Here is an 11,556-nt window from a genome sequence, read left to right as displayed (position 1 = left end):
GGAAAACGCAGGCGTATTTACAGGGTTCCAGAGCGGCCCTGATGAGTGAGGATTCAGTACCATGGCTTACAGCGAAAAGGTCATCGACCACTACGAAAACCCGCGCAACGTCGGCAAGATGAACGCGGAAGACCCTGATGTCGGCACTGGCATGGTCGGCGCCCCGGCGTGCGGCGACGTCATGCGTCTGCAGATCAAGGTCAACGACCAGGGCGTCATCGAAGATGCCAAGTTCAAGACCTATGGTTGCGGTTCGGCCATCGCCTCCAGCTCCCTGGCGACCGAATGGATGAAAGGCAAAACCCTGGATGAGGCTGTCACCATCAGCAATACCCAGTTGGCCGAAGAACTGGCCTTGCCACCAGTGAAAATTCACTGCTCGGTACTCGCAGAAGACGCCATCAAGGCGGCTGTTCGCGACTACAAGCAGAAGAAAGGCTTGATCTAAGCATTTGGCGACGAGTAAGGAGTCACGATGGCTATCAGCATGACAGAAGCGGCGGCTAAACACGTGCGACGCTCCCTTGATGGGCGCGGCAAAGGTGAGGGGATTCGTCTGGGTGTTCGCACCACGGGCTGTTCCGGTCTTGCCTATGTGCTGGAGTTTGTCGACGAGGTGGTTTCGGAAGATCAGGTGTTCGAAAGTCACGGCGAGAAAGTGATTATCGACCCGAAAAGCCTGACCTACCTGGACGGCACCGAACTCGATTTCGTCAAGGAAGGGTTGAACGAAGGCTTCAAGTTCAACAACCCCAACGTACGCGGTGAATGTGGCTGCGGCGAAAGCTTCAACATCTGAGGCTGATTGTGGGTACTCCTTGTCATTTCGCTTTATTCGAGCTTCAGCCGAGTTTTCGCTTGGACCTCGAGCAGCTTGCCGCGCGCTACCGTGAATTGGCGCGTGGGGTGCATCCGGATCGCTTCGCTGACGCTTCCGAGCGTGAGCAACGCCTGGCGCTGGAGCAATCAGCCAGCCTCAACGAAGCCTATCAGACGCTTAAAACCCCTCCCAAACGCGCGCGCTACCTGCTCGCGATGGGTGGTCGCGAGTTGCCACTTGAAGTCACGGTCCAGGACCCTGATTTCCTGATGCAGCAGATGCAATGGCGCGAAGAGCTCGAAGACCTGCAGGACGAGGCCGATCTGGCTGGAATCGCAGTCTTCAAGCGCCGTCTGAAAGTGGCCCAGGATGAGCTTAACGAAAGCTTCGCAGCCTGTTGGGATGATGCGGCGCAACGCGAACAGGCCGAACGCCTGATGCGACGCATGCAGTTCCTCGACAAGCTCACCTACGAAGTGCGCCAGTTAGAAGAGCGCCTCGACGATTAACCCAGTGCTGCCCCGGTTGCACGCCTGATATACAGATAAGTCCTGATTACCATGGCCCTACTGCAGATCGCCGAACCCGGCCAAAGTCCTCAACCGCACCAGCGTCGTCTGGCGGTTGGGATCGACTTGGGCACTACCAATTCGCTGGTCGCTGCGTTGCGCAGCGGTCTTAGCGAGCCGCTGCCCGACGCCGATGGCCAGGTCATCCTGCCGTCCGCCGTGCGTTACCACGCCGATCGCACCGAAGTGGGCGAGTCGGCCAAGCTGGCCGCATCCACCGATCCCCTGAATACCGTGCTGTCGGTCAAGCGCTTGATGGGTCGTGGTCTGTCCGACGTCAAGCAATTGGGCGATCAGTTGCCGTACCGCTTTGTCGGCGGTGAATCCCATATGCCGTTCATCGACACTGTCCAGGGCCCGAAAAGCCCGGTGGAAGTGTCGGCCGATATCCTCAAGGTCCTGCGCCAGCGCGCGGAAACTACCTTGGGCGGCGAGTTGGTTGGCGCGGTGATTACCGTTCCTGCGTATTTCGATGACGCTCAGCGCCAGGCCACTAAGGACGCGGCAAAACTCGCCGGCCTGAACGTGCTGCGCCTGCTCAACGAGCCTACTGCTGCGGCGGTGGCTTACGGTCTGGATCAGCACGCAGAAGGCCTGGTCGCCATTTATGACTTGGGTGGCGGTACTTTTGATATTTCGATTCTGCGTCTGACCGGCGGTGTCTTTGAGGTCCTGGCAACCGGTGGCGACACTGCCCTGGGCGGCGATGACTTCGATCACGCCATTGCCGGCTGGATCATCGAGAGCGCCAGTTTGTCGGCTGACCTTGATCCGGGTGCGCAACGTAGCCTGCTGCAAACCGCCTGTGCCGCTAAAGAAGCGCTGACTGATACTGCATCCGTCGAGGTTGCCTACGGCAACTGGTCGGCCCAACTGACCCGTGACGCCTTTGATGCGCTGATCGAGCCCATGGTCGCTCGCAGCCTGAAAGCCTGCCGCCGCGCCGTGCGTGATTCCGGTATCGAACTGGAAGACGTGGCTGCCGTGGTCATGGTCGGTGGTTCTACTCGTGTGCCGCGCGTTCGCGACGCCGTTGCCGAGGCTTTTGGTCGTCAGCCGCTGACCGAAATCGATCCGGATCAAGTGGTGGCTATCGGGGCGGCGATCCAGGCCGACACACTCGCGGGTAACAAGCGTGATGGTGGCGAACTGCTGTTGCTCGACGTGATTCCGTTGTCCTTGGGGCTGGAAACCATGGGCGGCCTGATGGAGAAGGTGATTCCACGCAATACGACCATCCCCGTCGCCCGTGCTCAGGACTTCACTACCTATAAAGATGGCCAGTCGGCCATGATGATTCATGTGCTGCAGGGCGAGCGTGAGCTGATCAGCGATTGCCGCTCCCTGGCGCGCTTCGAATTGCGCGGCATTCCGGCCATGGTTGCTGGCGCCGCAAAGATTCGTGTGACCTTTCAGGTCGACGCCGATGGCCTGCTCAGTGTTGCCGCTCGTGAGCTCGGTTCGGGCGTTGAAGCCAGTATCCAGGTCAAACCGTCCTACGGCCTGACCGACGGCGAAATCGCCAAGATGCTCAAGGACTCGTTCCAGCATGCCAGTGACGACAAGGTCGCCCGTGTATTGCGTGAGCAGCAAGTCGACGCCCAGCGCCTGCTCGAAGCGGTGCAGGGAGCCCTTGATACCGACGGCGAGCGTTTGCTGGACGCTGAAGAGCGCATGGTGATCGATCTGCAAATGCAGGCGCTGTCCGAATTGATGAAAGGCACCGATGGTTACGCCATCGAGCAGCAGACCAAGCGTCTGTCGCAAGTGACCGATGCCTTTGCTGCCCGCCGAATGGACTTGACGGTGAAAACCGCCCTGGCGGGTCGCAACTTGAATGAACTTGAGGAATAACTGATGCCGCAGATCATTTTTCTGCCACACGCCGAGCATTGCCCGGACGGTATGGTCGTGGAGGCTGAGACCGGCAAGTCCCTTCTCGAAGTCGCTCATGACAACCACATTGAGATCGAAAGTGCCTGCGGCGGCGTCAACGCCTGTACCACCTGTCACTGTGTGATTCGCGAGGGTTTCGATTCGCTGAATGAAGCCGATGAGCTGGAAGAAGACTATCTTGATAGGGCCTGGGGTCTGGAACCGACTTCGCGCTTGACCTGCCAGGCGATCGTCGGCACGGAAGATATCACCGTCGAAATACCGAAATATTCGCTCAACCATGCGGCTGAAGCGCCGCACTGATTCAAGGGGTTGTTGTCATGAGTCTGAAATGGGTTGATGTGCTGGAAATCTCGATTCAACTGGCTGAAACCAAGCCTGATGTGGATCCGCGCTATGTGCGCTTCGTCGATCTTCACAACTGGGTTGTGGCGTTGCCGGAGTTTGATGACGATCATAGTCGTGGTGGCGAGAAGGTGCTTGAAGCCATTCAGGCCGCCTGGATCGAAGAAGCAGACTGAGCCCCCCTTACGCAGGTTAGGCAATACCCAAGAACCCGCGTATAATTCGCGGGTTTAATTTTTCGCAAATTACCGTTTCTGGAGTTACACCATGGCTGTTCAACGTACCTTCTCCATCATCAAGCCTGACGCTGTTGCAAAAAACGTTATCGGCGAGATCGTCACCCGTTTCGAAAAAGCCGGCCTGAAGGTTGTAGCTTCGAAACTGAAGCAACTGTCCAAAGCCGAAGCTGAAGGCTTCTACGCTGAGCACAGCGCCCGTGGTTTCTTCGGCGAGCTGGTTGCTTTCATGATCTCCGGTCCTGTTGTTGTTCAGGTTCTGGAAGGCGAAAACGCCATCGCTCTGAACCGCGAACTGATGGGTGCTACCAACCCTAAAGAAGCGGCTGCCGGCACCATCCGCGCTGACTTCGCTGAATCCATCGATGCCAACGCTGTTCACGGTTCGGACTCCGAAGCCGCCGCTGCTCGCGAAATCGCTTACTTTTTCGCTGCTACTGAAGTAACCACTCGCTAAGCATTGGCTTGAAGAGTGAAGGTGAATCCATGACTACATCGACTGCAAAAACCAACCTGCTGGGTCTGACTCAGCCGGAAATGGAAAAATTCTTCGACTCAATCGGGGAGAAGCGTTTCCGTGCCAGTCAGGTAATGAAATGGATTCACCATCTTGGCGTCGATGATTTCGACGTCATGACGAACGTCAGCAAGGCCCTGCGCGACAAGCTCAAGGTCATTGCCGAAGTTCGTGGTCCCGAAGTTGTCAGCGAGGACATCTCCACTGACGGCACCCGTAAGTGGGTGGTGCGCGTGGAGTCCGGCAGCTGCGTCGAGACCGTCTACATTCCCCAGGGCAAGCGCGGCACCTTGTGCGTTTCGTCCCAGGCAGGCTGTGCCCTGGATTGCAGTTTCTGCTCCACCGGCAAGCAAGGCTTCAATAGCAACCTCACCGCCGCCGAAGTCATCGGCCAGGTATGGATTGCCAATAAATCGTTTGGCAGCATTCCGGCGACCGCCGACCGTGCCATCACCAACGTGGTGATGATGGGCATGGGCGAGCCGCTGCTGAACTTCGACAACGTCGTCGCGGCCATGCACTTGATGATGGACGACCTGGGTTACGGCATCTCCAAGCGCCGTGTGACCCTGTCGACCTCCGGCGTGGTACCGATGATCGATGAGCTGGCCAAGCACATCGACGTCTCTCTGGCGTTGTCCCTGCACGCACCCAATGACGCATTGCGTAACCAATTGGTGCCGATCAACAAGAAGTATCCGCTTAAGATGCTGCTCGAATCTTGCCAGCGTTACATGGCGACCTTGGGCGAGAAGCGTGTGTTGACCATTGAGTACACCATGCTCAAGGACATCAACGACAAGGTCGAACACGCCGTCGAGATGATTGAGTTGCTCAAGAACGTCCCGTGCAAGATCAACCTGATTCCGTTCAACCCGTTTCCCCATTCTGGCTACGAGCGGCCGAGCAACAACGCCATCCGCCGTTTCCAGGATCAACTGCACCATGCAGGCTTCAATGTCACCGTACGCACCACTCGCGGTGAAGACATCGATGCGGCATGTGGCCAATTGGTAGGGCAGGTGCTGGATCGCACCCGTCGCAGCGAACGTTATATCGCCGTGCGCGAATTGAGCGCCGACAACGATATGCCAACCGCGACCTGAACCTGAGAGAGGACCTCTATGCCCTTGCGCCTTGCGCTGCTTTTGCTTGTTGCCAGCCTCACGGTTGGCTGTGTTTCATCGGGCCATGACAGCCCTTTGCAAACCAGTAAGGGCCGCGACGAAGCGCGTGCTGCTTATGTGCAGCTGGGGTTGGGTTACCTGCGCCAGGGGTTGAGCGAACAGGCCAAGGTGCCGTTGCAAAAGGCCCTGGTCCTCGACAGCCGCGATGCCGACGCCAATGCTGCGTTGGCCCTGGTGTTCCAGGCTCAGGATGAACCAGAGTTGGCCGACCAGTATTTCCACAAGGCACTGGCGGCGCGCTCCAATGATCCGCGTCTGCTCAATAACTACGGCAGCTTCCTGTTTCAGCAAAATCGTTATGCCGAAGCGTCCGATTATTTCCAGCAAGCGGCGGCCGATACCCTCTATCCTGAGCGTTCGCGGGTTTTTGAGAACCTGGGGGTGACCTCCATTCTTCTCGGGCAGCGCGATACCGCTCGCCAGCAACTGGAAAAAGCCCTGCACCTGAACCGTCACCAGTCACGGGCATTGCTGGAAATGGCTGAGTTGTCCTTCGAAGACAGGCATTATGTGCCGGCACGTGACTATTACGAACGGTTTAGCCTGCTCAGCGGGCAAAATGCACGTAGTCTATTGCTTGGCGTGCGTCTGGCGACGGTTCATGAAGAACGCGACAAGGCCGCACGTTTTGGCCAGCAATTAGAACGACTCTATCCCGGCTCGCCGGAATATCAGCAATACCTGTCGGAGCAATGATGAAAGCGGCGCACCCGGAAGTTGTAGCAGCTAATCGCGTAAACCCAGGCGAGACCTTGCGACAGGCCCGCGAAAGCAATGGTTGGTCGCTGGCAGACGTGGCCCTAAAGCTTAATTTAACCGTCACGTCACTGGGCAACCTGGAAACCGGCGCGTTCGACAAGCTGCCAGGGCATACCTTTGCCCGCGGCTATATTCGCGCCTACGCCAAGTTGCTGGGCATTGACCAGACCGTGTTGGTCCAGGAATTCGACCAGTTCACCGGCACCGACTCCCAGGGCAGCAATGTCCACGGCCTGGGTCGCATCGAAGAGCCGGTGCGGGTCTCCCACACTATTTTGCGAATTGTCAGCTTGTTGCTGTTGATCGCCGTGATCGGCGGTGGCTTCGTCTGGTGGCAGGATCAGACCTCCCTGCGCAGCAAGGACGTAGTCAGCAACGCCATGGAGCACGTCGAAGTCGAAAGCGCCGACGGCACCACTCAGATTCACCCGTTGGACGAGCCTGAAGACCAGGCCGTAGTCCAGGGCCAGACAGCGCCTGAAGGCCAGGCCAACCTGGATCTGCAGGCTGGCCAGTCGGCTGCCGAAGCCAGCGCTGACCCAGCCGCTATCGCTGCTGCGCCAGCCCCAGCTGCGCCTGCTACTTCACCGGCACCGACGCATACCCCAGCGGCCCCGGTCCAGGCCCCAGCCACAACGGCTCCGGTTGCACCGGTAGCACCGACGGTTGCAGCGCCAACAGCGCCTGCTCTTGTGGCGGGTGATGGACGTGTACAGATTACCTACCTCTCTGACTGCTGGACGCAAGTCACCGATGGCAATGGCAAAGTACTGTTTAGCGGTCTCAAGCGTAAGGGAGATACTTTTGACCAAGGCGGCAAGCCTCCCTTGACGCTGCGCCTGGGCTTTGCCCGTGGTGCGCAAGTGGCCTACAACGGCCAGCCTGTGGACCTGGCACCGTTCACCAGTGGCGAGACTGCTCGCCTGAAGTTGGGACAATAAAGTCATGCACGGCGAATCTCCAATCAAACGTCGCGTATCGCGCAAAATCTGGGTCGGCTCGGTGCCGGTGGGTGGCGATGCCCCCATCGCGGTACAGAGCATGACCAACAGCGACACCAACGACGTCGCGGCCACTGTCGCCCAGATCAACCGTTTGGAAGCGGCTGGCGTCGATATCGTGCGAATTTCCGTTCCGGACATGGACGCGGCTGAAGCGTTCGGCCGTATCAAGCAACTGGTCAAGGTGCCGCTGGTCGCCGACATTCACTTCGACTACAAGATCGCCTTGCGCGTCGCCGAACTGGGCGTCGATTGCCTGCGGATCAACCCGGGCAACATCGGTCGCGAAGACCGGGTACGAGCCGTGGTGAATGCTGCCCGTGATCGTGGCATCCCGATCCGTATTGGCGTCAACGCCGGATCCCTGGAAAAAGACCTGCAAAAAAAGTACGGTGAGCCCACTCCTGCGGCGCTGGTCGAGTCTGCATTGCGTCACGTTGAACACCTCGAACGCCTGAATTTCCAGGACTTCAAGGTCAGCGTAAAAGCTTCCGACGTGTTCATGGCGGTAGAAGCCTACCGCCTGCTCGCCAAGGAAATCGTCCAGCCGCTGCACCTGGGGATTACCGAAGCGGGCGGTTTGCGTTCAGGCACAGTGAAATCTGCGGTGGGTCTCGGTATGCTGCTGGCCGACGGGATTGGCGATACTATTCGCATCTCCCTGGCGGCAGACCCGGTAGAGGAAGTGAAAGTCGGCTACGACATTCTCAAATCCCTGCATTTACGCTCCCGTGGCATCAACTTCATTGCCTGCCCGAGCTGCTCGCGGCAGAACTTCGACGTGGTGAAAACCATGAACGAACTGGAAGTGCGCCTCGAAGACCTGTTGGTTCCGCTGGATGTCGCGGTCATCGGTTGCGTGGTCAACGGGCCAGGTGAGGCCAAAGAGGCTCATGTGGGCTTGACCGGTGGTACGCCAAACCTGATTTACATCGACGGCAAGCCGTCGCAGAAATTGACGAATGATAATCTGGTGGATGAGCTAGAACGGCTGATCCGCCAGAGAGCGGCCGAGAAGGTCGAAGCTGACGCAGCGGTTATCGCACGCGGCTGATCGAACGAATTTAAGGATTTTTAGTGAGCAAGTCTCTGCAAGCCATTCGTGGCATGAACGATATCCTGCCTGAGCAGACGCCCTTGTGGCGCTACTTCGAGAGCACTGTCGCACGCCTGCTGGATAACTACGGTTACAAGCAGATCCGCATGCCGATCGTCGAATTCACCGAGCTGTTCAAACGCTCCATCGGTGAAGTGACCGACATCGTCGAAAAAGAGATGTACACCTTCGAAGACCGCAACGGCGACTCCCTGACCCTGCGTCCGGAAGGCACCGCCGCGTGCGTGCGCGCCGTGCTGGAACATGGCCTCACCGGTGGTGGCCAGCCGCAGAAATTGTGGTACATCGGCCCGATGTTTCGCCATGAGCGTCCGCAGAAAGGCCGTTATCGCCAGTTCCACCAGATCGGCCTGGAAGTCTTTAACCTCGACGGTCCGGACATTGACGCCGAGCTGATCGTGCTGACCTGGCGGCTGTGGGGCATGCTGGGTATCCGCGATGCGGTCACGCTTGAACTGAACAGCCTGGGCACCAGCGAGTCCCGGGGCCGCTACCGCGAAGCCCTGGTGGAATTCCTGTCCGCTCATTTGGACAAGCTGGACGAAGACAGCCAGCGCCGTCTGAAGACCAACCCGCTGCGGGTGCTGGACACCAAGAACGCCGATACCCAAGCGGTACTCGTAGACGCGCCGAAAATGGCCGACTACCTGGATGATGAGTCACGTACACACTTTGAGGGCCTTAAGGCTCGCCTGGATGCAGCTGGCATTCCCTACATCATCAACCCCAAGTTGGTGCGCGGCCTCGATTACTACAGCAAGACCGTATTCGAGTGGGTCACCGACAAACTTGGCGCCCAGGGCACCGTGTGCGCCGGCGGTCGGTACGACGGCCTGGTGGAGCAAATGGGCGGCAAGCCGACCACCGGTGTAGGTTTTGCCATGGGCATCGAGCGGCTGATCCTGCTGCTGGAAACCCTGGAGCAGGTCCCCGAAGAAATTTCCCGTCAGGTGGACGTGTACCTCTGTGCCTTTGGCGAGGCTGCCGAACTGGCGGCCCTGACCTTGAGCGAGAAGGTTCGCGACCAGTTGCCGAACCTGCGCCTGCAAATCAATGCCGGTGCCGGTAGTTTTAAAAGCCAGTTCAAGAAAGCCGACAAGAGCGGTGCGCTGTTTGCACTGATCCTGGGCGATGACGAGTTGGCCCAGCAAGTGGTAGGTTTCAAACCCCTGCGTGGCCAGGGCGAACAACAAAGTATTGCCTTTGATGCGCTTGCTGCGCACTTGGCCACCTGCATCGTGCAGGGTTGAAGCTGTCAAACAGCCGAATTTAGCGATTAAGGAGTATTGGGGTGTCGAGTTCTGATGATGATCAGCTGGCCGAGTTCAAAGACTGGTGGCAGCGTAACGGCAAACCCCTGGTCACTGGCGGCTTGCTGGCTTTAGTAGTGGTGTTCGGCTGGCAGGCCTGGCAGAAGTATCAGGGCAATCAGTCGCAAGGCGCCTCGATACTCTATCAGCAACTGCTGGAAACCACGCTGACGCCTGACGGCAAGCCTGATCCTGCCCAGGTTGCAGGCTTGGCCGGCAAACTGAAAAGCGAATTTGGCGGTAGCGCCTACGCCCAATACGGCAGTCTGTTCGTCGCCAAGGTCGCGGTCGACACTGGCAGGCTGGATGACGCAGCCTCCGAGCTGAAAGCCATCACCGACAAACCGACCAACCCGACCCTGGGTGAAATCGCGCGTCAGCGTCTGGCTCAGGTACTGGCGGCACAGAACAAGGCTGACGAAGCACTGAAATTGCTCGACGGCGATGCTGACAAGGCATTCCTGGCTACTCGCGAAGAGCTCAAGGGCGACCTGCTGGTCCAATTGGGTCGTACCGACGAAGCCAATGCTGCGTACCAAAAAGCCAAGGCTGCGCTGTCTGATGAAGCGGCGGTCGGTGGTTTACAAATCAAGCTGGACGACTTGGCCAAAGGGGATGCGTGACGTGATCCGTTGGAAACATGCAGCATTGCTGGCTCTGGCCGTTTTGGCCGCGGGTTGCAGCAGCAACAGCAAAAAAGAACTGCCTCCGGCCGAGCTGACCAGCTTCAAGGAAGAAGTGGTCCTGCAAAAGCAGTGGAGCCGCTCTATCGGTGACGGCCAGGGCGACACCTACAACATGCTGGTACCGGCAATCGACGGTGACAACATTGTGGCCGCTGACGTGACCGGCGTGGTGATCTCCATGGATCGCATGAACGGCGACGTCAAGTGGAAGAAAGACCTCGAACTGCCAGTATCCGGCGCCGTTGGCGTGGGTTACGGCATGGTGCTGATTGGCACGCTGAAAGGCGAAGTTGTGGCCCTGGATTCGAGCAACGGTGAAGAGAAATGGCGCGCTCGCGTGACCAGTGAAGTCCTCGCACCGCCGGCCACCAACGGCGACATCGTTGTCGTGCAGACCCAGGATGACCGTGTGATTGGCCTTGACGCCAGCACTGGCGAGCAGCGCTGGTTGTATGACAGCACCCCTGCAGTCCTGACCTTGCGCGGTACCAGTGGTCCGGTTGTGACCAATCGTCTGGCACTGGCAGGCCTGTCCACCGGTAAAGTGGTCGCCCTCGACACCCAGAACGGCGTGCCGGCCTGGGAATCACGGGTTGCGATTCCTCAGGGTCGTTCGGAACTGGATCGCGTAGTGGACATCGACGGTGGCTTGCTGCTGTCGGGTGAAACCCTCTATGTCGCCACTTACCAGGGCCGTGTAGCGGCACTGGACCTGCAAAGCGGCCGCGTACTTTGGCAGCGTGATGCTTCCAGCTACGCCGGTGTCGCCCAAGGGTTTGGCAGCGTCTACGTAAGCCTCGCATCCGGCACTGTTGAAAGTGTCGACGAGCGTTCCACCACTGCACTGTGGAGCAACGACTCCCTGGCTCGCCGTCAATTGTCGGCACCGGAAGTGTTCTCCAGCTACGTGGCGGTCGGTGACCTGGAAGGTTACCTGCACCTGCTGAGCCAGGTTGACGGTCGCTTTGTCGGTCGCGAACGTATCGACAGCGATGGCCTGCGTGCCCGTCCGCTGGTGGTAGGTGACATGATTTACGTGTTTGGCAACAGTGGCAAGCTGGAAGCCCTGACCATCAAGTAAAGCTTTGACTATGCTTGGAGGTCGCCTCCAGG

Annotated in this window: 14 protein-coding genes; all 14 read left to right on the top strand. The window is 58.6% G+C overall.

The features are described 5' to 3' along the window. The first annotated feature begins 61 nt into the window (after window positions 1–61). The 14 genes from iscU (at window position 62) to bamB (ending at window position 11,524) form a co-directional block, all read left to right on the top strand. Window positions 62–448: a Fe-S cluster assembly scaffold IscU gene (gene iscU / locus AAEZ06_RS07635; protein ID WP_133102079.1), complete on the top strand. Its 387-nt coding sequence runs from the start codon at window positions 62–64 to the stop codon at window positions 446–448. Between the two features lie 27 nt (window positions 449–475). Then, window positions 476–799: an iron-sulfur cluster assembly protein IscA gene (gene iscA / locus AAEZ06_RS07630; protein WP_149411639.1), complete on the top strand. Its 324-nt coding sequence runs from the start codon at window positions 476–478 to the stop codon at window positions 797–799. Window positions 800–807: 8 nt separating this feature from the next. Continuing rightward, window positions 808–1,329 (top strand): co-chaperone HscB, encoded by a 522-nt coding sequence (gene hscB, locus AAEZ06_RS07625; protein ID WP_149411794.1) that lies wholly within the window; start codon window positions 808–810, stop codon window positions 1,327–1,329. Between the two features lie 51 nt (window positions 1,330–1,380). Next, a complete protein-coding gene (gene hscA / locus AAEZ06_RS07620; protein WP_149411638.1) occupies window positions 1,381–3,243 on the top strand; it encodes a Fe-S protein assembly chaperone HscA in 1,863 nt (620 codons plus the stop codon). Window positions 3,244–3,246: 3 nt separating this feature from the next. Next, window positions 3,247–3,588 (top strand): ISC system 2Fe-2S type ferredoxin, encoded by a 342-nt coding sequence (fdx, locus tag AAEZ06_RS07615; RefSeq protein WP_133102083.1) that lies wholly within the window; start codon window positions 3,247–3,249, stop codon window positions 3,586–3,588. A gap of 17 nt (window positions 3,589–3,605) precedes the next feature. Further along, window positions 3,606–3,806, top strand: coding sequence for a Fe-S cluster assembly protein IscX (gene iscX, locus AAEZ06_RS07610; RefSeq protein WP_133102084.1), 201 nt, complete (start codon window positions 3,606–3,608; stop codon window positions 3,804–3,806). Between the two features lie 91 nt (window positions 3,807–3,897). Continuing rightward, window positions 3,898–4,323 (top strand): nucleoside-diphosphate kinase, encoded by a 426-nt coding sequence (gene ndk, locus AAEZ06_RS07605; protein ID WP_133102085.1) that lies wholly within the window; start codon window positions 3,898–3,900, stop codon window positions 4,321–4,323. A 29-nt stretch (window positions 4,324–4,352) separates the two neighbouring features. Next, window positions 4,353–5,489, top strand: a complete 1,137-nt coding sequence (gene rlmN, locus AAEZ06_RS07600; protein WP_149411637.1) for a dual-specificity RNA methyltransferase RlmN — start codon at window positions 4,353–4,355, stop codon at window positions 5,487–5,489. 18 nt (window positions 5,490–5,507) lie between these two features. Then, complete coding sequence (pilW, locus tag AAEZ06_RS07595; protein WP_149411636.1) at window positions 5,508–6,266, top strand: type IV pilus biogenesis/stability protein PilW; 759 nt, start codon at window positions 5,508–5,510, stop codon at window positions 6,264–6,266. Continuing rightward, on the top strand, window positions 6,266–7,270 hold the full coding sequence (locus AAEZ06_RS07590) for a RodZ domain-containing protein (RefSeq protein WP_149411635.1): 1,005 nt from the start codon (window positions 6,266–6,268) through the stop codon (window positions 7,268–7,270). Before pilW ends, AAEZ06_RS07590 begins: the two co-directional genes overlap by 1 nt. 4 nt (window positions 7,271–7,274) lie before the next feature. After that, the gene (gene ispG, locus AAEZ06_RS07585; protein WP_149411634.1) at window positions 7,275–8,384 is read left to right on the top strand and encodes a flavodoxin-dependent (E)-4-hydroxy-3-methylbut-2-enyl-diphosphate synthase; all 1,110 of its coding nucleotides are present in this window, start codon (window positions 7,275–7,277) and stop codon (window positions 8,382–8,384) included. A gap of 23 nt (window positions 8,385–8,407) precedes the next feature. Beyond that, window positions 8,408–9,697 carry a histidine--tRNA ligase gene (gene hisS, locus AAEZ06_RS07580; RefSeq protein WP_149411633.1) on the top strand — a complete coding sequence of 430 codons (1,290 nt, stop codon included), beginning with the start codon at window positions 8,408–8,410 and terminating at the stop codon, window positions 9,695–9,697. A 41-nt stretch (window positions 9,698–9,738) separates the two neighbouring features. Beyond that, window positions 9,739–10,380, top strand: coding sequence for a YfgM family protein (locus tag AAEZ06_RS07575; RefSeq protein WP_149411632.1), 642 nt, complete (start codon window positions 9,739–9,741; stop codon window positions 10,378–10,380). Next, window positions 10,373–11,524: an outer membrane protein assembly factor BamB gene (gene bamB / locus AAEZ06_RS07570; RefSeq protein WP_149411631.1), complete on the top strand. Its 1,152-nt coding sequence runs from the start codon at window positions 10,373–10,375 to the stop codon at window positions 11,522–11,524. The genes AAEZ06_RS07575 and bamB overlap by 8 nt, the downstream gene beginning before the upstream one ends. The last annotated feature ends 32 nt before the right edge of the window (window positions 11,525–11,556 follow it).

The sequence above is a fragment of the Pseudomonas sp. HY7a-MNA-CIBAN-0227 genome (assembly GCF_040310325.1).
GTDB lineage: Bacteria > Pseudomonadota > Gammaproteobacteria > Pseudomonadales > Pseudomonadaceae > Aquipseudomonas.
Note: the sequence above shows the minus strand (reverse complement) of the source record. Positions and strands in the feature narration are given on the sequence as shown.